We start from the raw sequence: 21,723 nt of genomic DNA on the forward strand, positions 1-21,723 counted from the left end.
TATGGGCTCAAGTTGCATGGACAAGATTTTGGGGATGGGATCCCAAAGAAGTATGGGCACTGATTACATTTCTCTTCTATGCAGCATATTTGCATTTTAGGTTAAATCGCAGTTGGCAAGGTGAGCGATCTGGCTGGCTTGCGGTCATTGGTTTTGCCATTATCATGTTTAATTTGATCTTTGTAAATCTTGTGATTGCCGGGCTTCATTCGTATGCTTAGTAAAAATTACTCATTCTAGATTTCAAGTCATTAAAAACTTAATGCAAGAGCAAGTAGGGGAGCACATTTAATGGATCAACATACAAGGTATGAACGTAAAAAGCGTCGGCTATTCATGCGAATTATAATACTTTCAATTTTAATGATGACCATTGCCTATTTGTTTTATAATAACTTAATTCGTGAAGATGTTGCTTACGTTACAGAAGGAGATCAAGCACCCAATTTTGCATTAACCAATATGCATGGGGAACGTGTTGCACTTGAAGATTATCAGGGGCAAGGGGTATTTTTGAACTTTTGGGGGACTTATTGTCCCCCTTGTGAGGAAGAAATGCCTTATATGGAAGCAGAACATCAGAAATATATGGATAAGGATGTAGAAATTTTAGCCGTTAATGTTGGTGAATCCGAATTAATTATTAATCGCTTTGCTGAACGCCTTCAACTCACATTCCCGATACTTCAGGACCAAAACAGTAATGTGATGGATCGTTACGGGGTTAGGCAACTCCCTGCTACCTATTTGATTGATGAATCAGGGGAAGTGATCCACATACGAGTAGGGGGGATGAGCGAACAAAATGTAAGAGATTTTATGGAGATGATTGACCCAGAGGTATAGATCTTGCTGGAAAGACCTGAAATATGAATCAAGATGAGCCCTATAAGATGTTCCATATTCTTATAGGGTTTGTGTTGTTCTTCATGGAAATTCTTCATGGAAATCACATATTTTTTAAGTAAACTGTACATAAGAAGACATAGGGAGGTTAAGAACTTTGGCAGAACGTATACTCATTGTGGATGACGAACGAAATATGCGGGAATTAGTACGCCTCTATTTAAAAAATGAAGGCTATCGTCTAGATGAAGCAAATTCTGGACTAGAGGCCATTGAAATGATAAAGAATCAAAGCTATGAAACCATAATTTTAGATATTATGCTGCCTGACGCTGATGGGTGGGAAGTTTGTAAATACGTTCGTTCCATTCAAGCAGACACATCCATTCTTATGCTCACTGCAAAAACAGATGTAGAGGATCGAGTAAAAGGTTTGAATATTGGGGCGGATGATTATCTCGTTAAACCTTTTGCACCGGAAGAGCTCGTTGCTCGAGTTAAAGCTTTATTAAGGAGAAAGAGTTATTTCTCAAATGACAATCAGCATGTGGTAATGATTGAGGAGTTAAGGATTAATCGAGATTTACATGAAGTAAAAGTAGCAGGAAAAACCATTGAGCTCACATCAAAGGAATTTAACATCCTGTATTTGATGGCCAATAGAACTGAACGCATCTACACCAGGGAAAATATCATTGATCAAGTTTGGTCTATGAATGAAAGACAAGATCCTCGAACGATTGATACGCATATAAAAAATATTCGAACCAAGCTAAACGGTGCAGGCCTTTCATTCAATCCCATTAAAACCGTTTGGGGGGTTGGATATAAATTTAATTCAACGAAGGAACTATAATTATGAATGCGATATTTTATAAACTATCTGGTTCGATTTTAGTTTTGTTATTGATTGTTTTACTGCCATTAGGTTTCATGATGAATCAGATATTTATTAACTTTAACCATGCTCACTTGCAAGAGGAAACGGGTGAATTGGCTTCAAAGTATGCACAGCTACTAGGAGTATTTGAAGCATCGGATATAAGCTATTTTGTTAATTCCATGTCAAGTGAGACGGCGATGGAACTTGTCGTTTTCAATCAAGAGGGAGAAATTATAGGCAACTCTGGAATTAGTGGTTTTACACAGAGTGAAGAACCATCAACTCAAAGTGAACAGAGGGTTTACACGGATACGGAAACGGGAGTAGATTATTTTTATTCAGGAAGGCGGGTTGAGAATACATCAGCGGATACCGGTGAAGTTTATATTTTTTCTCCAACAAATTTAATGGGAAATTCCGCGGGACAGGTGCAGAACGCCCTAATTCTTTCAGGCATGGGTGCTCTTCTGCTTGCCTTTGGATTCACATTTATTGTCTCAAGACAACTCTCAACCCCACTACAAGAGATGGAAAAAGCTGCCCGTCAGATGGCCAGGGGAAATTTAGATGTTAAAGTGCCAGTGACAACACGAGATGAGTTAGGTTCACTTTCTCAATCTATGAATGAATTAGCACATGACTTAAAAAGGTATCGAATCAATAAACAGGAATTTTTTTCGAACGTTTCCCATGAGTTTCGAACGCCACTTTCTTATATACAGGGTTATAGTGATGCTTTAAAAAAGGGATTTTATAAGGACGATAAAGAACACCAACGTTTTATTGAGATTATTAACGATGAATCTCACCGAATGAACCGATTGATTAATGATTTATTTGAGTTATCTCGCATGGAAGAGGAACGGTTTCCATTGGAACTTGAATTGGTTGAGGTCGAAAATGCTGTCAATAGTGCGGTAGCCAAAATAGAAGCAACAGCAAAAGAGAAAGACATCAGACTAATCGTCAAATGTGATTCGGATATTCCTCATATTGCTGCAGATGCTTTTCGGTTAGAGCAAATATTCACGAACTTATTACAGAATGCAGTAAGATACACAGAAAAGGGACAAATCTTGGTCGAAGTTAACGCCGAGCATGGGAAAGTAAAAGCAATTGTTTCAGATACTGGCAAAGGTATTAATACAGAATATCTCCCTCACATTTTTGATCGTTTTTATCGAGTGGAGAAATCAAGAGCGCGTGATCACGGGGGGACAGGGCTGGGTCTCGCAATCGTTAAACAATTAACTGAACTTCAATATGGATCGATTGAGGTAGAAAGCCAGTTCGGAAAAGGAACAAAATTCATATTGAGTTTCCCAGAGGCGAAGGAGGGAGATGAATGAAAAGAAAGGATTGGCTGGTTCCTTCGATTTTGATCTTGCTTGGTATCCACTGTTTAGTAATGTCTGGAATTGTTTCCTCTACAACAAGTAATTCATATCTCAATCTCCTGATACAAATTTGTATTTGGATGAGTGTCCCGTTATTGATAGGTACACTTATTTATATCATTTTAAAAATAGTAAATAGAAAATCAAAGAGCCGCGATTTTTATTAGTCCGGCTTTTTCTTGAAATGAAGCTTTACCTAACCTTTTCCCCTGATCCATAGCCCCTTTCTATAGCTGATCTCTTTCTTTTTGCAGATGATTTGTTGATGACGGACAATAATTTCACTCAGCGTATGAAATTGTTGAATAGTTGGTGGTTCCCCTGGCGAGACCTATCAGAAGTGCTTTGTTGATTATAGTGCATAAAAATGGTAACCTTACACTATACTACAATAAGCTCATCAAAAGCCTTTTACATTGATGGGATCTTTAAAAAAACCCTAAAGTGCGTCAACACTCTAGGGTCACAGAACAAGTCCTGAAATGGATGAAAGTTCACTATGAAAGTGAAGTAATCACCCGTCTAATTTGCGGTCAGAGGTGGTTGCTTCTTTTTTGTGTTTGTACTTGTCACTGGTAAGCATACCATTTTAGATATAAGTTACAAAAAAGAAACAAGGCTGGGGCATAACTAGCCATTTATAATGAAAAATGTAAAAAAGTTTGACTCATCGATCCATGATGAGCCGAACTTTTTCTTTTTTGATGCGAGCGCCCCTGCTTTTTGTTTACTTGGGGCTCCTCGCTGTGTATTTTCGTATGTTCAAAGCGAGGAAGGCAAACCCCAATTCATTTCGAGCACGTGCATCGCCTCTAACAGACAATCGAGTGAAACCTAAATTAGCTTTCAGATTTCCAAAAACTGGTTCTGCATCAACCTTACGCTGACCGTAGAGTTCCCCAGTTTTTTCATCTGAAAGCAGTTGCCGAATCGTTTTCTTTTGGTCTTCCCAATTCCTATTTATATAGAGTTTACGAGGGCTTCCTGTCTTTGCTTTCGTACATTCTCTTTGGAACGGGCAGCTTGAACAATCTTCACTCTCATACACGTCGACCTTACGTGCAAAGCCATGACGATCTTTTCGGTGTGATTCATACTGAAACGTTAGTTCTTTTTCATTAGGGCACGTGAAGGTGTTGCGATCCGGGTTGTACCAGATGTTGAGAGTTTGTAAAATAAAATTGTTGTGTACACGAATATTTCTTACTTTAAAAATAAAGTTTATTAATGGACTCTCAAAAAACAGGAATATGGTTTAACTGATGAATATGTAAACTTATCTGTAATCTAATATTTATTCTACGATCCTAAAGTTTTTATAATTTTCTAAACAAATATAGGTACTTATTGTTTATACATGTACTATATGTTAAAGTTATGAAAATTTACCTTTAAGGAGTGTGGTGATTTGTTCTATAAGCGGAGAGAAGATCATTATATTATGATTATGCAAGCTTTGAATTATTACACTAAACATACTGGATTAAATACAGATGAAGAATTTCATATCATTCATGAGATGTTCTTAGCAGAAATGACTATGGACGAACGTTATTAAAGTCATATTTAAAGCTTCCTTTATCGTATGCAGGAAGCTTATTTTATATCGAAACTAAATTATAAAGAAAAACTTTTAAAATGTCTTTGAATATAAGCAATATCTAAAGGGGCTTATACAGTTAGTTGATTTTATAGAGGGGTGATTAGCTTTGCTGGAGAATATATTACAATATTTGAATGTAATTACTAATAATATTAATGAAAAAGGATACTCAGAAAAACAACCTGTTTTTGACAGCATGTCAATATGTGAAGAAATACTCTTTGATACGCAAAAATATCCAAATCATAAAATTTCAGGGGAAGTAAAAGCATATACAAATAGCACTTATCGTTTGTTACACGAACTAAAATTTTATATAGTTAATGAAAATTGGGTCAAAGCTTCTGAATTAATTGAAGAAGAACTTTATCTCACTGTAATTAAAAACTCTAAATGCATCGACAAATTAGTTAGTAAATTACCAAAATGGACTTCACTAGTTACATATTGTAGGAGTAAACATTCGTTACTAAATTCACCTCGAAACATTTCATTTTAGTTATGCCACATTATGTTGTCACTAAAACAGTGACTTTAACATCAATAAAAGTCGTTACATTAATTGTATTCCAAGAGGAGACAGCCTTAAGTATTTATTTAACCACATGTATAATTAATAAACAGACATCGTTTAGCTCATCAAACTTATGAAACTCTAGGTTTAATGAGCAAGCAACATATCTGTTTTCCCTCAGAGACTCATTTTTCTGACACCCCTGCGTTTCATAATTCGATGAAATTACTCTTACTTTATTATTGATGAATTGAAAATTTGTTATACTAGAAGTAAGAGGAGGGGTACTAATGGACATAAGGATCCAAGAAGAAGATATAAAAAAACATCTTATTGGGCAGCTTAACCCAGCCTATATAATATTATTTGGATCGTTTGCAAAAAATACTAATCATGAAGAAAGCGACATTGATTTGGCATTTTATCCAAAAGAAGGATCTGTTCCTCCAAAACCTTATGAATTGTTTACGATCGCTCAAGACCTTGCTTATATACTTAAATTTGAAGTAGATTTAGTGAACCTCAAATCAGCATCAACCGTTTTTAAAGCACAGATATATTCTACGGGTTACCTCATATACGCAGAAGACCGTTTTATGTTTGAAAAACATCAGATGACTGCATTAAGCATGTACGCTAAATTAAATGAAGAGCGCAAAAGCATTTTAGAAAGAATTGATGAAAGTGGGACTATTTATGAAAAGTGACGTGGTATTAAATAAAGTGGCCACAATAGAACGTTGCATCCAACGAATAGAAGAGGTATATGATGGGAATCGCGACAATTTAAATGACTACACAAAACAGGATTCTATTATACTGAATATCCAACGTGCGTGCGAAGCCTCTATTGATTTAGCCATGCATATTGTATCTGTTAAAAGGCTTGGTCTTCCACAAACAAGTCGTGATGCCTTTGATTTGTTACAAGAACACAGTTATATTGATGCCGATAATGCGAAGAAGTTAAAGGCTATGGTTGGATTTAGAAATATTGCAGTGCATGATTATCAATCTTTAAATTTAGATATTATGGAGGAAATTGTAACAAACCACCTGAAAGATTTCACCAATTATACTAAACAGATAATAAAAAAGTAATTCTTGTAATATCAATTTGATAATATTAATTAAATAGATTTACAGAACTTATGGACATTCGAAAGTCTACAAGTAAAGGGGCTAAAAAATGTGGATTAAAGGGCATGGAAGACTAATCCATACAACTGATGCATCGCGAGTGAAATTTAGAACAAATATCAGTCAGTCGACTCTTAATCAATTAAATACTCTAGCTACTAGATATGATACATATCAAAATTATCTACTTGAGTCAGGGTTACAAACTGTTTTAGAGCAAGGCGTCATTACCTTCGACAAAGAGTCTCGTCCAAACGATCGAGTTCAATATAAGACGACTTATGATAAAGATTTGTTGCAAAAGGTAATGGATTTTGCAAAAGAACAGAAACTATATGTCAATGATGTATTAGAGTATAGCGTTCAATATATTGACTATAATTCTCTAAAGAATAAAGGCCATAAACACCGAGTAGAAAAATTATAGTCTTCAAAAATCCCATTCTGGCAGTGTTAATAAGAACGCCCCGAACATAATGTATCTTATCGGAAGTTAATATTATTGAGAATAATTTCTCTATTAGCTTTAAATCATTGAAAGTTTGTATTCTATAGAATACAAACTTTCTTATAATTAAAAACTTAAATAACATAATTCCACCAATTTAGACATGTTGTACTGTAATTAAAAAAATTACTAAAATGATTTAATAGCTTATTATGTTTCTTCACTCCACACCAAACCCCTACTTCTAAAATGAACAAGGAGAATTCTCCGGCTGTTCTTCCACTTAGATTATTTAGATTAAATAGTTAAAAGACCTTACCACACCAATCTTTCTAGTTATCCAATCCAATTAAGGTATAAATTCATATGAAATAGTAAAGCGTAAGTGTATTGATGTTAACCACGGGTGATCTAATGTTCAAAAAACATGTATATAAAAAACTCAATTTGAAAAAAGGAAAAACATTGGAAGATCTTATTCAGGCATGCCAAAAATCTTTTGACTTTGTATCTTATCAGGCAACAGAAAAAGCCCCATTTCATCTCCACTATATAAAATCTTTAGTTGATGAAAAACAGATCGACTCTCATATCAGTTCCTATACGAAAAATCCTGAGCTACCAACTCTTATTGATCTTGAGCAATCGATTCCTATAGAGGGAACCAAAATCATTCAAAAAATTGAAGAGATCGAACAAAGCTTGTTGAGTGGGCACGTGATTATCCAAGTCACGAAACATGATAATGAGGTTCTTGCCGTACCCGTCCAACAGAAAGAACAACGATCTGTGGACATACCAGAAAATGAATTTACAGTAATTGGTCCTAAGGAAGCTTTTATCGAATCCCTTGATGTAAACCTTAACTTGATTCGCAAACGTCTTCCAGTTCCTGAGTTAGTGATTAAAGAATTTATCGTTGGTAGCATAAGCAAAAGTAGGGTGGCCGTTCTTCATATGGATGGCATCACGAACACTCAATTGGTCCAAACTTTAACTGAGCGTATTAATGAAGTTGATTATGATGAAATCGTTGATAGCTCCCAGATTACGCAATTGATCTCAGACAATCCGTATTCCTACTTCCCACAATTGCTTGAGACGGAACGCCCAGAGAGAGTAGCATCTGCTTTAGTTGAAGGAAAAGTGGTTTTCACCATGGAAGGATCTCCTCAAGCGATGATTGGACCCACCAACCTGTTAGAGTTCTTCTCTTCTCCAGATGACCATTACATGATGTGGCCTCTCTCTATGTTTTTTCGGATCATCCGGTTATTAGCGGTTTTATTCTCAGTTTTAGCCACTTCTGTATATATTGCAGTGACCACATACCATCATGAGGTGATTCCTGATGTTTTGTTAAACACAATGGTTGCTTCGAGGTTAGAGGTACCCTATCCCCCAATCATAGAAGTGATCCTACTTGAACTTACTGTTGAACTATTAAGAGAAGCAGGAGCTCGACTTCCAAGTCGCATCGGTCAAACCATTGGGATTGTAGGCGGTATTGTCATAGGAACAGCTGTTGTTGAAGCTTCCCTCGCCAGCAGCGTATTGCTTATCTTAATCGGACTTACAGCGCTCTCTTCCTTTACCACACCAATTTACCAAATGGGAAATACGATTCGCATTCTTCGGTTTCCTTTTATTATATTTGCTCAATGGTTCGGCTTTTTTGGTATGGCTATATGTTTGGCTATCCATCTTCTTCACTTAATTAAGCTAACATCCCTAGGATATCCTTACTTGTCTCCGCTTTATCCGTTTAGGGTCAGAGACTTTAGAGACGAAATTTTGAAGTTGCCAATTCAAAAACTAGAGAATCAGCCTGAGGTGTTACGCTCCCAAAAGAAAAAGCGATTTATTTCCAAATATAGGAAACATCCGCCTAAAGATATTGAAGAATAAGGAGGCGAGGAGATGCACCCTGAAGCGAAAGTCACAAAGCAGGTATCACCATTTTTTGCCTTTTTTATCGTGACCGTTATGCAAGTTGGTGTAGGTATTTTCACCCTTCCACGCACAATGATAGTAGATGCTGGTCATGATGGTTGGATAGCAATCGTATTCTCTGCAGTTTTAGTTAGCATAATCATAAGGATCATTTACGCAATGCTGAACAAGGGAGATACTATCATTACTATTCAAAATAAGGTATTTGGAAAAACTCTAGGTTCATTTATCAGCTTGTTTTGGGTTTTTTATTATAGTCTGTTTGTGCTAATTACCCTTGTTGCATATGTCGAAATTCTTAATGTATGGATTTTCCCTGAAGTCTCACTTTGGGTTTTATATCTTATTTGTATGTTGCTAGCGTATAACTACACTACTTCAGGGTTTCGAGCGATTATCGGGGGTAGCTTATTGGCTGTTCTCTTTGTCCTCCCCTTCCTTTTTTTCAGCCACTTACCTCAGGGTCAATTGCACTTTGGAAGTTTATTTCCTATATTCGATCATTCGCTCCACGAAATGTGGTTATCGACGAAAACGATGACTTTTCAGTTTTTAGGATTTGAGATCCTTTTAATGGCTTATCCCTTTATTAAGCAAGCTCCACGCTCACATAAATGGGCACAAATTGGGTTGGTTTTTAGTATGATCATTTATCTAATAGCCTTTATTCTTCCTGTTATTTACTTTCACGAACGTCATCTTTTGACTATTATATGGCCAACTTTAACACTTTGGAAAATGGAATATATCGGAATGTCCATATGGCTTCTCGTGTTATTACCAAACATGGCTTTTGGTTTATGGTCCGCAAGCCGTGTCGTTAAGCAGACATTTAATCTCTCTCAACGTCATTCCTTACGAGGAGTAACCCTTGTTATATTCGGATGTGCTCTTCTATTTACGACTCGAATAGAGATTCAGTCTCTTTCTGCCTTTACAAATCGTTTAGGATTTTACACGATTTTCATTTACATCCCTATTTTATTTCTCTTGCAAGCGTTGATTATTAAAAGGAGGCGTCTATAATTATTAAAAACTTACGTGTCATCGTTTACCTTGCTATCTCCTTATTGGTTACAGGTTGTAGTCCGCAAAGTCATTATATTGAAGATATCCAATATCTTCAGGCAATGGGATTTGATTATATTGATGGGGAGGTCCAGGCAAACGGAACTACCACCATCTTTATGCCTGTTGCAGAATCGCTGCCACAAAGTGAAACCATTAACGTTTCGAGAGAAGACCTAGAAGACCTCTATTCACATATGCAAGCAGAGTCTTCTCGTTACGTGGATACTAGTCGAAGTCGCGTGCATTTGTTTCACCAAGATTTAGCAGCCAATGAAGGAATATTTGGGGTTATAGACACTATTCAAAGGAATCCTATGATCAATCAAAACTTAAAGATTGCGATGACCAGAGGCCCAACTAAGGATATTTTAAATGAGGAATATCCGTTTCACCTAACTGTCCACGAATATTTAGTAGAATTAATTGAACTTAACCAAGCCGAACAACTGCCTATAGTAGATTTCCAAGATTTTTTATATCAATATTATGCTGAGGGTGCAGATCCATTTCTCCCGCTATTGGAAAAAGCCCAAAATCGTGTGGATGTAGTTGGAATAGCTTTATTCAAAGAAGATAAATATATTGAAGAGTTAAGCTTAGACAAAACCCATGTTTTCAGAAAGCTGATAGATGAAACTGAGGAAGGGACTATTAATATCGATATTGATGAAAGTCGCGGATTTGCCCTTCATCACCTTTCTTCCAGCCCAGATTGGACAATTAAACAGGACGCTGATGGAATTTATGTCAAAGTGAATGTAAATATACAAGGACCTCTTCGAGAAGCGAGAAATATTAATGTATCAAAACCTGCAACCATTCAACAATTGGAGGAGCTGGCTGCAAGAGATTTCGAAAAGCAAATGGAAGAGATTGTACATTTTTTTCAAGAGAATGAAATTGATCCCATCGGTATTGGAGAACGGATAGGACAAAAGGTGAGAAATTTCGATATTAAAAGATGGGAAAAAGAAGAGTATCCAAACTTGAACGTAGATATAAACGTTAACTTTACAATTGAAAACACTGGTGCAGTTGTCTAGGAATGTGCAAATATATGCTAACTCAGTCAAACAGCAAGAACAGCTTTTTTAGTAGAACTAAAAGTCTCTAAACTTTTCTATAATTCTTCTTATACATTTTTGTGATTTAAGATCTTATAACGATCCCTATCATAAAGGGTTAATGCCTTTTGATCAGAAACACTATTAGACTCTGATATTGGCTACCTCCTCGAAGACGGTAACGATCGCGTCAGTGATATGGTTCCTGAACAAACGGAATCAGCAAACCTCACCATCGGCTCTACCTTGAACTCATTAGGCGTTTCTTATGAAGTTGGTGTTCTTGTCAGTGGCAAGCACACCATTCCAGAATAATAGACCCGACACAAAAAGCGCATTGTCAAATTAGACGTATGCGCTTTTTTATTTCATTACCCTCATCGTTTTCTACACCATCTTCCACAAGTTAATATAATAACGGAAATAACACCCCCTACCTCCACACGATCAAAGCTCTTATAAAGGCAAAATATTAGGTCGTTATTATGGAACTTCATAAAAATCTGTTATAAGACCAATTAGAATACTGAAAATAGCTCAAATTAAAAAAACTTAACTAATTTCTCCTGTTTCAGTCCATTCAATGATCTTTAAATCTAGACGGCTATTTATTCTTTTCTTGCCACCGGTCATTTATCTCTCTTGTAGTTTCTGCCATAAAAAAACACCTCATCAGAATGTGAAACTAGTGAATATTGTATAATACTGTTTAGGGAGAAGGGATTTTATCCCCTTCAGAAAATGTTAAGATTTTTTGCTTTTTGAGCCAGATTGAGCGTTGAGAGCTCTCCCGGCTCTTCGCATTTTTCACCAAGCCCCCTTAGTGATTAAGCATCGTTAAACAAAGAACAGCTACCGTTTTTTGTTTAACATTTTCCGAAAGAAGTCTCCCTCTTCAAGCGTAGCCGTAGCTCGATGGTAAGGGGGAGATGAATTTCAGAATCTAGGCTAATTGCTAGTTTATTTCATAATCATTTTTGGGATAACAAAGTCTTCATTTCTTCAACCGATTCTATTTCAAATCCTAAGTCGATTAACATTTGATAATCATCCGATGTTTCCTGACCATCTGTGGTCAAGTAATCTCCAATAAAAATCGAATTTGCTGCATAAAGACCAAGGGGTTGTAGCGACCTTAAATTGACTTCTCTTCCACCTGAGATTCGTATTTCTTTCGTAGGGTTTATAAATCTAAGTAGTGCCAATACCTTTAAACAGTATAGTGGGTTTAACTCATTAACACCCTGTAAAGGGGTTCCATCAATAGCGTGTAAAAAGTTCACAGGTATAGAGTCGGCATCGAGTTTGCGCAGACTATTCGCTACATTTATCAATTCTTGTTTTGTTTCTTTCATTCCTACGATTACTCCCGAACATGGTGAGATTCCTGATTCTTTAGCGACGTTAACTGTAGCCACGCGGTCGTTATACGTATGAGATGTTGTAATAGCATCATGATTTGTTTCTGCAGTGTTAAGGTTATGGTTATAACGATCTACACCGGCCTCTTTTAATTGTTGTGCCTGCTCTAGATTAAGAATTCCTAAGCAAGCACAGATTTTCATACCGTATGTATCTTTGATCTCTTTTACAGCTTCGACAACGATATCCATCTCGCGCTTCAAGGGTCCTCTACCACTAGCCACAATGCAATACGTACCAACGTTTAAGTCATAAGCTCTCTTTGCCCCTGCAACGAGCACGTCCTTATTAACCATTTTATAAGAATTAATAGGTGTTTTTGCTATAGATGACTGAGCGCAATAACCACAATTCTCGGGGCAACGGCCAGATTTTGCATTAATAATCATATTCAATTTAACTTTTTTTCCGAAATAATGCTTTCGAATTTTAAATGCTGAATGCGATAGATCTAATATCTCGTCATCGGGACTTTCTAGAATTGCTAATGCCTCTGTATTTGTAAGCTCGTTACCTTCTAATACATAATTTGCAAGTTTCATCCATTTGCTCATATTTATCCTCCTATCATCTTAGTGAACAAAGAAAGATTAAAGTAATAAAATACATATTTATTTAGATGAATTGTTAACTTAAATAAATAAAAGGTTAACAATATATGACATCATGTTATCAAAGCAACAAATAGTGGAGTTGTTAAGGGGATTGAATAAAATATAGAGTTCTAGCGCAATCGAAACCAAAACGATAGTATTTACAATAAAAATAATACCTTTAACCTTCACGTTTTCTGTGATTTATATTGTAAGATCTTCATAAATAGGGGCGTGACTATTTTTGAGAACTTAAAAAGCTGATACCAAATTTATGAATTCGGAATGCTAAAGCTGCTGCACAAATTGATAGAATTATATCTTTTGGTAATGGGACTAACATCCACAACCACACTAACTTATAAGTCAACTCTTCTGGTGCTTCAAACCAGAATATGTAAGCAGCATACATCCAATTTGTTCCTACAATATAATTTATGGACATACCTATGAGTGCAGCAGTAATATACATTGATAAACTCTGATTTCTCTCAACAAGTTTCCCTGCAACGTAAGCCAAAAGAATAAAAGATAGAATAAAACCAAATGTAGGTGACAATATGACAGAGGCTCCTCCTTTGAATTGAGCAAATATTGGGGCACCTACCAACCCAAGCATCATATAGACAGACATGGAGAGTGCCCCGAGTCGACTACCTAGAACAATACCTGACATAACAGCAAAAAAGGTCTGTAAAGTAATTGGTACACCACCAATTACCATAAATGGCGCAATTGAGGTGATGTTAGCACCGATAGCTGTCAATGCAACAAACGCACTAGCAGTGGTGACATTGAGTGCTGACAATTTTGATTTTGTTATAATAACCCCCCTTTTTATTGTAAACCAAAAAATAGTATTGGTTTACAATTAACTCTAGATTATCATAGTTATTAAGCGAAAGCTACATACTGAGCGATTAGATGCAGAGATAAAGTGGCAAGCATACGGTTCTAGAATAATCGTCAAGACAAAAAAGAGACACACGCCATAATTACGACGCGTGCCCTTTTTTGTCTTCAATAGCAACTCTTTAACTTTCTATAACCTAAAATTAAGAGGTCTCTCATATTGAGTTTCTGCCTTCTACAATAAAATCTTCTACATGTTCATTTTGACCGTCGTCTTCCCAGGACACAAACACAGAATATGAGCCTTGAAGTTCTATATCATTGTAGCTAAAAACCGACGGTGTTGCAGAACTCCCTACACTAGAACTTTTTTATTTTTCCTGACACCCCCATAATTAGTAGATTTATAAAAATGGAACTCTAGAATATTCATGTCACTTATTAAACAATCGTGAGTACAATGACAAAAGTATTACGCGAGGAGGATCTATAAAACTTCAATCTATATTTCACTTATCGCTTTTCATTTTGAGATTATTCCTCAGCCTTTGATCATCTCAGTTAAAAGCTCACTACAAAACATTCCATACCCTCCCATTATAGAAGCATTAATTATGGAGTTTACAATTGAGTTAATTAGAGAAGCCGGGATAAGTTACCCGCACCAATCGGTCAAACCATAGGAATTGTTGGGGGGGGCTGGTTATAGGAGAAGCCGTTGTGAACGCTGGGCTTATCTCAAATATTATGATAATTGTAGTGGCAATAACGGCTGTGTCATCATTTGTTATTCCAAATCCTGAGATGAGCAATGTAATACGCCTCTTAAGATTTCCGCTAATGCTTGCAGCAGCAACATTTGGATTAATTGGAGTTGTATTGTGCACTTTTATCATCGTGATGCATCTGATCAAACTAGAATCCTTTGGAACACCTTATTTAAGTCCTGTCGCTCCATTAGATCGCAAAAAATTAAAAGACACATTTATTCGTTTCCCAATGTGGGTGTTAGAAAGAAACACGCTTTTAACCTCAAATAAACACAAATCTAAGAAAAGGTAATAGGAGGATCATAGTGAATAATTCAACTCTTTTGGGCAAGACTCAATTATTCTGGTTTTTTGTACATGCACAAATCGGTGTTGGATTATTCTCCTTATCAAATAGTATATACACTTACGCTAAAACAGATGGTTGGCTATCTTTACTCATCGCTGCTTTGTTCGTCCAAGCTGTTCTTTACTGCTTATACGATTAAACAAACACTTTCCTGATGACACTTTATATACGATTATTGAAAAGGTCTTAGGAAAGTTCATAAGTAAATTTGTACTAGTAGGTTTGATTGTCCACTTTATCGTCATCGCTTCTTTTGTCCTAAAGGGATTTACTCAATTAATAGCTATATGGATTTTAAACTTGACACCGGAGCCGGTATTTTTACTATTATTTTTGTTTACTTGCCTAACTATGTTAATGGCTCCACTCACCTTAATGGGAAGAGTACTCGTCCTTACTGCCCCAATTATCCTTTTGATCCCTTTGTTGGAAGTTATGCTGTTTACTTTTAATATTCCACTTAAGTTAATCAAATGAGATATAAAAAGATATTATCAAGCATCTCTAAATTCATTAGACTTTTCTTTTAAAGCCTCTGCTAAATTGCTTATTTCTTTAAATTCATTAATCGCTTCAAAATATGGTCTAAAGTTAAATTGAATTGCTGTTTTGATAAGTTTGTCGAATTAATACCTCGTTCAACTTCTAAACTGATAGCTTGTACCAGCTCTTCTACATTCTCAATTCACTTTTTAAGGTTTCTAGCCAAGCTTCGAACCTCATCTGCGATTACAGCAAAACACTTGCAAAATTTATCAAAAGTAGCTAATTAAGTTTTTCTAGAGCTGTCTTTACATCACGGTATACCTCAAGATGTATAAGTTTAACGCCTAATTGTACCGTGGTTTGTGCCATTTCGGGTCTAACTCCCGTAATAATTGTACGAATACCTAATAGATTTAATGTTTCTGTAATAGTGAATATCCGTGAAGCTGCATACGTATCGAGCAAATGGATGCCAGAGAAATCAATGATCAATACTTCAGCGTTTTTATTTGCAATTTCCGGCACAACTTGATTCAGGATGTGTGTTGCTCTTTCATCACTCATAACACCCACAATTGGAAGAACGAAGATATGCTCTTTAATAGGAACAATCGGAGCCGACAGTTCTAACAATTCCTCTTCTAATTTTAGTAAGCGTAATTTATGTTGGCTGTTATGATATTCTGTTGAGTTTGCAATTACTTGATCAAAAATCTCAGTCATTCTGTAGATAAAAGGAAATATATATTCAGTTTGATCATACGTTCAATGTCAACAAACGATCGTCGCAGTTCATGTTCAACCTCTTGTAATGCAAGAACACGAAATTTAGCCAACACCGTTATAATATAGTCAAGGTCATGCCCTTGTTTTGCAAGAACATCGGTTGGATCATAATCTAAATTAACGTCTTCGACTGTCTCTTGTATGATTAATTCTTTTTTAACTTTTTGAAGCAGACGATGCAGAAGCTTCTGATGTAATTCCTTCTCATTACTGGTCATGGACTGATTCATAGATTGTGATGTTTGTTGTACGATTCGTCCCACAATAGATTGTAATTGTTCAAAATAACGTTGATACAAAATGTTGCTACGATCCGACATCCTTCTTATCCCCTCTTTCTTTATAATTGAAAACTAATTTCCACTTTCTATATTCCTGTTATATATCTTAGATTGTACTATATTTACAGTATTTAGTTATCGTAATACCTCTAATCCTTCTCAGTAACAACAGCACTCTTTTTGTTAACCATTCAAAAAAACCTCAAATATGTATGAAGCCAGCCCTTCTTCAATAAATTTAAGTACTTCTGCCCCCTTGTATTAATTAATTATAATTCATTTCAGGTTTTGAACTTTCTTTTCATTAACCATAATTACACACTTCTTTTCATTTAACTTTAACTATCTTTGACTATTATAGAGAAATTAATGAAAATGAAGCTACATTTCCCGTTTTTTAAGTCGGACGAATAAAACGGCGGACGGACGGTTTAATGTAAATGGATGGACGGACGGCGGTCGACCACAAACGATCAATGATTTTTATTGGACGAGTGGTCAAACCCTGTTATAATAGGGTAAACATTGATTAATACTAGTGTCGGACGGTTAAGACGTCGGACGGTTTATAAAAAGTTGGAAGGTGAATTAATTTGGACGATAAACTATTATATCGAATGAAAGACATTGTCGATGAGATGAATCTACCACGAAGTACAGTCACTGACTGGTTAAGCGATTTTCATATGTTTATACCTGTACAACATAATGGATCAAGGAAACTTTATAAGCGAGAAACAATAGACGTACTTAAAGCAATACATGAATATCGAACATTGGAAATTGACAAACAAGAAATTATGTACAAGCTCAAAGAACGTTTCCCAATTGTGGTGCAAGATGATGACGATAGAGAGGCTGTAATAAAACAATTAGAGCATATCCATTCAACGAATCAGGCTAATCCAGACTTGATGAATTTTATGCGTTTACAAGCGACAACAGTTAGAGACCTTCAAAAAGACCAAATAAAACTAACAGAAGCTCTAGAAGAACAAGACAAAACAATAGCTATATTAGCTGAAGATAATGAGAAATATACTGCTAATTTGAATGCTTTAGAAAGACGCATTAACGATATGGAAAGCAAGCATAGCGAAGAATATCAGAAAATAAAGGAAGAACTTGAAGCAGAGAAAAACAAATCTTGGTTTCAAAAACTTCTACGTAAATAAATAACCTTATTTTATCCTTTTTATGTCCTTAAAAGGGATAAAATAAAGCTAATGATCATTAAACATTCAAATGTTCTATTGATTATTATCCTGATTTTGTCCTTTATAGGGATTAATTGGAGATAAAATAAGGATTTATGCTTGAGTGGAAAGGTAAATTATGGCATCATTAAGAATATCAAATCATTAATTGGAGGTTGACGGCATGGCCACAACTAAAAATGATACGAAAAGAAGTTCAAAAGGGGTTAGACCTAAATACAATCGTGTGATCGGCATCGATATAGGTAACGGTTTGCTGAATATACGATCGGTTACAAATGAAGGGCGCGATTACTCACTTACGTTGCCAAGTGCATTTGCTTTTTACAAAGATGTCGGTGCAGCTGTATCTAGTAAGGAATTAGATGTTAGCAAATTTGAAATAGAAGGTTCTGAGTATGCTTGGGGAGAAGAAATCAAAAAGATCTCGAAATTACAATATAGTTACGGCCATGAAAATCGCTATCGTACAGATGCTTACAGTGTTATGGTCAAGATTGCGTTGGCCCGAGCATATATGGATTTAGGAGTTAAGCAAAACGATAAAGTATTAATTGTAACAGGTGTTCCATCTGGAGAAACTGGAACAATGCGTGAACAGGAAATCGAAGCAGCATTTCTTGGTACAAATGTAGACGATCCAGAATCGAAACCCGTAATACATGATGTCGTTGTTGATGGCAATCAAATGTATTTTAAAGTTGATGCTGTTAAAGTCTTACCACAAGCGTTAAGTACCGTGCTTGGACGTTATTTAGATTTAGAAGGAATGGTTGAAGATGACGATTACGAGGAAATGAAAGTTGCTGTCATCGATATAGGTGGCGGTACAACGGATCTGGACATCGTAGACAACCTTAGACGCCTGAATGAGTACCAAAGTATCCCAAGAGGGTTTAGAGACGTATATAACGCAATACGTGAACAGATTACTAATGATTTACCTGGACACCAAGTATCCGACTATAAATTACTCGATGTGCTCGAAGAGGGGAAAGAACAAAAAGAATACATTTATCGACCATCAAAACGAGTTGATGGCGTTAACTTTACAAATACATTCAACCGTACAGTTCGTGAGATCTCAATGGAAATTCAGGAATTGGTAACTTCCACGTGGAAAGATCACAGCGACATCGACGAAGTTCTCTTGGTCGGTGGCGGGGCCCATCATTTTGAACAACACATTACGAGGATTATTACGGGTATTACCATCCCAGATAATAACGGTAGCTCCAATGTAGAAGGCTACTATCGTTACGGAATTTATAAGATCAGCGAGGATGATGAATAATGGTTAATTTTCGTTTGCCACTTGATGATAAAATGGACAAAGACATCATTGAATGGCTTGACGGAATCTCTAAAGGACGCAAAGCCGAGATTGTAAGACAGGCCTTACGTACTTACATTCAAGAAAGTAATGCAGCCAACAGTTACTACATTAATCGTTTTCAAAGTGGTCCGAGTGATACGCCAAGTACAATTAAAGAAAATAATACTATTCAGCAACCCACAAAGCAAAATGAACCAGAACAATCTAAAAAACGGAAGAAACCAAAGTTAAATTTCTAACACAAGCCTCTTTTTAGGGGCTTTTTCTTTGTCCAAAAATGAATATATTCAAAAACCATTTCATACAGTTCACTATGAACTCATTTCACGATTTCACCGTTTCATCATTTCACAAGATCATCATTTCACCAGTAAATCGTGAAACCATTTCCGGGGATAAACCACAATATCAGGAGGTTTTGTCGTTGAAAAAGGTAAAAGTAGAAGTAGCTAGGAAAGAACGCTCCGATAAAAAAACTCGGGTCAATGCTGCACTCAATCAAGATACTCATGAAAAACTGAAGAAATTAGCTATTAGTTGTGATATGCCAAAAACAATTCTTGCTGCACATATGATTGAATTTGTTGTAAATCATCCTGATTTAATTAAGTTTTATCAAGATCAATTCAATACCGATGATCAGTATCGTATCCGTCCCATTAACCAGGGTGGAAAAATTTATTATTAATGAACCCAGTACTCCTTTGCAGTCTTACCGATCTTTCGAAATTGTTTATAACAAGGTATACAAAGTTTAAGTGTTGATTTTGATGCATCTTTATTTCCACAACGTGCACATTTCATATTGATCCCTCCCAGTTATTTAAGATCATTATTGACCAACACACAGTTAAATATTCAATCATCGATAAATTCATATAATTATTTTTTCTTAACAACTGTGTTTTTGCTTGATTAACAAGGCTAGATGCATAGAAATTGTTATGTATAAGCAAAGGTATAAGATCATCTAATTTCTTGAAAAAGGGGATACCTTGATGATGTATCCAATGCTTTTAGAGAGTGCAATAAAAGTTAGTCTAACTTGCCGCACCTCTGTATTATTGCTAATGTTAACGTATGTACTAATAAAGCCTGACAGCGGTTCCACACTGCCAGGCAATATCAGTAGAGGTGCAGATACGACCTACTGAAATGGCAGTTTGCTTCTTAGAACGTTGTTCTCTTTCTAAGAGTAGCTAACCACTTTTACGGGGCGGCAGCTACTTTTTTTGTGCTTTATTTTTGCCTGCGTTACTTTGGTCATTACTTTGATTGCTCGCTTTAGATGTTCTGATAACTCTCACCCTTAAAGGAGCAGGCTTTCTCGTTTATAAAAACTGTAACATCAACCACACGAAAGCAAGAACGTAAGTCCTTATTTTTGTGTGGTTCTTAATGTAATAACATAGAAAGGAAGGAAAACCCCGGAAAGTAGTCCTTCTGGGGTTTTTGTTTTAAGTTTAATTATCTAAGTACAAAAGGTGACTAGTACATCGGTTATCGCACTAATCAGTTAGCACACAAAATTAAAAAACAAGAATTAATTGTTTTGTTGTTCGTGTTATCCCTGAATACAGGCTTTTTCGATTTTTTGTTTTACACATTCCAATAGATGAATAATGAAAACAAACATTGGACCATTCAGATCCTTGCGCTTTCATATCTGTGATCGCATAACCGTAGCGAAATTCATTTAAAGCGTTTTTTGTATGTTGTTTTTTAGCTTCATAAAAGTCTTGTGTAGCCGTAGATACATTCTTAAATAGCTTGCCTGGTGTGAAGTCTGGCTCGAAGTCAAACGTGCTCAATCCGTTTTTATTTTTAATTGTTCGTACATAGCCAGATAACCCATTAATCAAAGATAGGGAAGTACCAGGTAGTGTCACCGACCAATTGTTTTGATTGCAGATGACCTTATCATTAATTGCGGGATCTTTAGATAGGTATCGTCTGTACTCCCGCACTTTAGCATTAATTTGTTTTCGTAATTTATTGGATCGCACAATCACTTGATCCGCATTAGAATAAATAGAGCCATCTAGAACGCGCTTATGATCTTTGGGTAATACAAAGACGTTATGGCCAAGACGCCCATATCCAATCTTATCACCACTACGAACTTTTAGTGCAAGCTGATTAATTGGACACTCTTTGGCTTGTCGATGTTGATCAACTAGGAAAACATCTGGTGTTTTGAGTAAGGTATGATTTTCACCAACCGCTTCTAGTTGCTCATCATCACCCAACGCTATAATTGGAATGCCATAATACAACGCATCGATCAGCAGCTCCTTGTTCACTGTTCCAACTTCATCAATCACTAGTAGCTCGTACCCGTAATATTTGAGGGTACTTGGCTCTCGCTTCTTCAGAAGAGGTCGACCGTTTTCATCGCTTGCTACTTCATATAACAACCGGTGGAGTGTAAATGCCGGCAATTCCTTTTCGCGCAATTTTAAAGCTGCCTTTCCCGTGAACGTACCAAAAAGAACCTTGTTCATTGGAATGCCTAGTTCTTCGATCATCGCATTCACCACGGTTGTTTTCCCTGTCCCGGCATATCCTGCAATGACAAAAGGGTAAGGAGGCCGACCTTTTTGACAGTCTTCAAACCATCTCTTTGCTGATTGGATCGCATCTTTTTGTTCTTGCGTGAGTGTAATAGTCATCGTTGATTGTTCGCTCCTACGAGAAGGAGAGAAGCCTCTA

21 protein-coding genes and 3 pseudogenes are annotated in these 21,723 nt (G+C 36.2%); 18 read left to right on the forward strand and 6 right to left on the reverse strand.

All coding sequences use genetic code 11. The features are described 5' to 3' along the window. The 4 genes from ccsA to JOD17_RS15915 all read left to right on the forward strand — a co-directional run. A partial coding sequence (gene ccsA, locus JOD17_RS15900; protein ID WP_204698958.1) for a cytochrome c biogenesis protein CcsA occupies positions 1-221 on the forward strand: 221 nt, incomplete at its 5' end. 70 nt (positions 222-291) lie between these two features. Next, positions 292-846: a thiol-disulfide oxidoreductase ResA gene (gene resA / locus JOD17_RS15905; protein WP_204698959.1), complete on the forward strand. Its 555-nt coding sequence runs from the start codon at positions 292-294 to the stop codon at positions 844-846. A 157-nt stretch (positions 847-1,003) separates the two neighbouring features. Next, positions 1,004-1,702 (forward strand): response regulator transcription factor, encoded by a 699-nt coding sequence (locus tag JOD17_RS15910; RefSeq protein ID WP_169967328.1) that lies wholly within the window; start codon positions 1,004-1,006, stop codon positions 1,700-1,702. Between the two features lie 2 nt (positions 1,703-1,704). Beyond that, the gene (locus tag JOD17_RS15915) at positions 1,705-3,078 is read left to right on the forward strand and encodes a sensor histidine kinase (RefSeq protein ID WP_169967327.1); all 1,374 of its coding nucleotides are present in this window, start codon (positions 1,705-1,707) and stop codon (positions 3,076-3,078) included. 775 nt (positions 3,079-3,853) lie between these two features. On the opposite strand, the pseudogene JOD17_RS15920 reads toward JOD17_RS15915, so the two are convergent. Then, positions 3,854-4,261, reverse strand: a pseudogene (locus JOD17_RS15920) (transposase); the annotation flags it as partial. Positions 4,262-4,534: 273 nt separating this feature from the next. Here JOD17_RS15920 and JOD17_RS15925 point away from each other — a divergent pair. The 8 genes from JOD17_RS15925 (at position 4,535) to JOD17_RS15960 (ending at position 10,898) form a co-directional block, all read left to right on the forward strand. After that, on the forward strand, positions 4,535-4,684 hold the full coding sequence (locus tag JOD17_RS15925; protein WP_169967326.1) for a hypothetical protein: 150 nt from the start codon (positions 4,535-4,537) through the stop codon (positions 4,682-4,684). Positions 4,685-4,835: 151 nt separating this feature from the next. Next, positions 4,836-5,228, forward strand: coding sequence for a hypothetical protein (locus JOD17_RS15930; protein ID WP_204698960.1), 393 nt, complete (start codon positions 4,836-4,838; stop codon positions 5,226-5,228). Between the two features lie 305 nt (positions 5,229-5,533). Next, positions 5,534-5,950, forward strand: coding sequence for a type VII toxin-antitoxin system MntA family adenylyltransferase antitoxin (mntA, locus tag JOD17_RS15935; protein WP_204698961.1), 417 nt, complete (start codon positions 5,534-5,536; stop codon positions 5,948-5,950). Further along, positions 5,940-6,344 carry a type VII toxin-antitoxin system HepT family RNase toxin gene (gene hepT / locus JOD17_RS15940; protein ID WP_204698962.1) on the forward strand — a complete coding sequence of 135 codons (405 nt, stop codon included), beginning with the start codon at positions 5,940-5,942 and terminating at the stop codon, positions 6,342-6,344. The genes mntA and hepT overlap by 11 nt, the downstream gene beginning before the upstream one ends. Positions 6,345-6,432: 88 nt before the next feature. After that, positions 6,433-6,810, forward strand: a complete 378-nt coding sequence (locus JOD17_RS15945) for an rRNA methyltransferase (RefSeq protein ID WP_204698964.1) — start codon at positions 6,433-6,435, stop codon at positions 6,808-6,810. A 435-nt stretch (positions 6,811-7,245) separates the two neighbouring features. Continuing rightward, a complete protein-coding gene (locus tag JOD17_RS15950) occupies positions 7,246-8,739 on the forward strand; it encodes a spore germination protein (protein WP_204698966.1) in 1,494 nt (497 codons plus the stop codon). 12 nt (positions 8,740-8,751) lie between these two features. Next, on the forward strand, positions 8,752-9,810 hold the full coding sequence (locus JOD17_RS15955) for a GerAB/ArcD/ProY family transporter (protein WP_169967321.1): 1,059 nt from the start codon (positions 8,752-8,754) through the stop codon (positions 9,808-9,810). A gap of 20 nt (positions 9,811-9,830) precedes the next feature. Beyond that, positions 9,831-10,898, forward strand: coding sequence for a Ger(x)C family spore germination protein (locus JOD17_RS15960; RefSeq protein ID WP_338028817.1), 1,068 nt, complete (start codon positions 9,831-9,833; stop codon positions 10,896-10,898). Between the two features lie 992 nt (positions 10,899-11,890). On the opposite strand, the gene bioB is transcribed toward JOD17_RS15960, so the two are convergent. Both bioB and JOD17_RS15970 read right to left on the reverse strand, forming a co-directional pair. Then, positions 11,891-12,895 carry a biotin synthase BioB gene (gene bioB / locus JOD17_RS15965; RefSeq protein WP_169967319.1) on the reverse strand — a complete coding sequence of 335 codons (1,005 nt, stop codon included), beginning with the start codon at positions 12,893-12,895 and terminating at the stop codon, positions 11,891-11,893. A 277-nt stretch (positions 12,896-13,172) separates the two neighbouring features. Next, positions 13,173-13,757 carry a biotin transporter BioY gene (locus tag JOD17_RS15970; RefSeq protein WP_420827947.1) on the reverse strand — a complete coding sequence of 195 codons (585 nt, stop codon included), beginning with the start codon at positions 13,755-13,757 and terminating at the stop codon, positions 13,173-13,175. Between the two features lie 526 nt (positions 13,758-14,283). On the opposite strand from JOD17_RS15970, the pseudogene JOD17_RS15975 reads away from it, so the two are divergent. Together JOD17_RS15975 and JOD17_RS21855 are read left to right on the forward strand one after the other, a co-directional pair. After that, positions 14,284-14,848: pseudogene (locus JOD17_RS15975) on the forward strand (spore germination protein); the annotation flags it as partial. Between the two features lie 13 nt (positions 14,849-14,861). Beyond that, positions 14,862-15,382 (forward strand): annotated as a pseudogene (locus JOD17_RS21855) (GerAB/ArcD/ProY family transporter). Positions 15,383-15,670: 288 nt separating this feature from the next. Here JOD17_RS21855 and JOD17_RS15990 read toward each other — a convergent pair. Beyond that, positions 15,671-16,114, reverse strand: coding sequence for an STAS domain-containing protein (locus tag JOD17_RS15990; RefSeq protein WP_204698972.1), 444 nt, complete (start codon positions 16,112-16,114; stop codon positions 15,671-15,673). Then, entirely contained in the window at positions 16,111-16,497 is a 387-nt protein-coding gene (locus JOD17_RS15995) for a hypothetical protein (RefSeq protein WP_204698973.1), read from the reverse strand. Before JOD17_RS15995 ends, JOD17_RS15990 begins: the two co-directional genes overlap by 4 nt. A gap of 554 nt (positions 16,498-17,051) precedes the next feature. Here JOD17_RS15995 and JOD17_RS16000 point away from each other — a divergent pair. The 4 genes from JOD17_RS16000 to JOD17_RS16015 all read left to right on the forward strand — a co-directional run bounded on the left by JOD17_RS16000 (position 17,052) and on the right by JOD17_RS16015 (position 19,699). Continuing rightward, positions 17,052-17,633 carry a MerR family transcriptional regulator gene (locus JOD17_RS16000; protein ID WP_204698974.1) on the forward strand — a complete coding sequence of 194 codons (582 nt, stop codon included), beginning with the start codon at positions 17,052-17,054 and terminating at the stop codon, positions 17,631-17,633. Between the two features lie 205 nt (positions 17,634-17,838). Next, positions 17,839-18,969 carry a ParM/StbA family protein gene (locus JOD17_RS16005; protein ID WP_204698975.1) on the forward strand — a complete coding sequence of 377 codons (1,131 nt, stop codon included), beginning with the start codon at positions 17,839-17,841 and terminating at the stop codon, positions 18,967-18,969. Next, positions 18,969-19,250, forward strand: a complete 282-nt coding sequence (locus JOD17_RS16010; protein WP_204698976.1) for a ribbon-helix-helix domain-containing protein — start codon at positions 18,969-18,971, stop codon at positions 19,248-19,250. The genes JOD17_RS16005 and JOD17_RS16010 overlap by 1 nt, the downstream gene beginning before the upstream one ends. Positions 19,251-19,435: 185 nt before the next feature. Then, complete coding sequence (locus JOD17_RS16015) at positions 19,436-19,699, forward strand: hypothetical protein (RefSeq protein WP_204698977.1); 264 nt, start codon at positions 19,436-19,438, stop codon at positions 19,697-19,699. Positions 19,700-20,540: 841 nt separating this feature from the next. On the opposite strand, the gene JOD17_RS16020 is transcribed toward JOD17_RS16015, so the two are convergent. Beyond that, positions 20,541-21,683: an ATP-dependent DNA helicase gene (locus JOD17_RS16020; RefSeq protein ID WP_204698978.1), complete on the reverse strand. Its 1,143-nt coding sequence runs from the start codon at positions 21,681-21,683 to the stop codon at positions 20,541-20,543. Between the last annotated feature and the right edge of the window lie 40 nt (positions 21,684-21,723).

Source organism: Geomicrobium sediminis (assembly GCF_016908595.1).
Lineage (GTDB): Bacteria > Bacillota > Bacilli > Bacillales > Marinococcaceae > Geomicrobium_A > Geomicrobium_A sediminis.

What these genes read in the sequence shown, in the direction of transcription:
- resA (WP_204698959.1), top strand. Translation starts at nt 292, where the DNA reads ATGGATCAACATACAAGGTATGAACGTAAAAAGCGTCGGCTATTCATG.
- JOD17_RS15915 (WP_169967327.1), top strand. Translation starts at nt 1,705, where the DNA reads ATGAATGCGATATTTTATAAACTATCTGGTTCGATTTTAGTTTTGTTA.
- mntA (WP_204698961.1), top strand. Translation starts at nt 5,534, where the DNA reads ATGGACATAAGGATCCAAGAAGAAGATATAAAAAAACATCTTATTGGG.
- hepT (WP_204698962.1), top strand. Translation starts at nt 5,940, where the DNA reads ATGAAAAGTGACGTGGTATTAAATAAAGTGGCCACAATAGAACGTTGC.
- JOD17_RS15945 (WP_204698964.1), top strand. Translation starts at nt 6,433, where the DNA reads ATGTGGATTAAAGGGCATGGAAGACTAATCCATACAACTGATGCATCG.
- JOD17_RS15950 (WP_204698966.1), top strand. Translation starts at nt 7,246, where the DNA reads ATGTTCAAAAAACATGTATATAAAAAACTCAATTTGAAAAAAGGAAAA.
- JOD17_RS15955 (WP_169967321.1), top strand. Translation starts at nt 8,752, where the DNA reads ATGCACCCTGAAGCGAAAGTCACAAAGCAGGTATCACCATTTTTTGCC.
- bioB (WP_169967319.1), bottom strand. Translation starts at nt 12,895, where the DNA reads ATGAGCAAATGGATGAAACTTGCAAATTATGTATTAGAAGGTAACGAG.
- JOD17_RS15990 (WP_204698972.1), bottom strand. Translation starts at nt 16,114, where the DNA reads ATGACTGAGATTTTTGATCAAGTAATTGCAAACTCAACAGAATATCAT.
- JOD17_RS15995 (WP_204698973.1), bottom strand. Translation starts at nt 16,497, where the DNA reads ATGTCGGATCGTAGCAACATTTTGTATCAACGTTATTTTGAACAATTA.
- JOD17_RS16005 (WP_204698975.1), top strand. Translation starts at nt 17,839, where the DNA reads ATGGCCACAACTAAAAATGATACGAAAAGAAGTTCAAAAGGGGTTAGA.
- JOD17_RS16010 (WP_204698976.1), top strand. Translation starts at nt 18,969, where the DNA reads ATGGTTAATTTTCGTTTGCCACTTGATGATAAAATGGACAAAGACATC.
- JOD17_RS16020 (WP_204698978.1), bottom strand. Translation starts at nt 21,683, where the DNA reads ATGACTATTACACTCACGCAAGAACAAAAAGATGCGATCCAATCAGCA.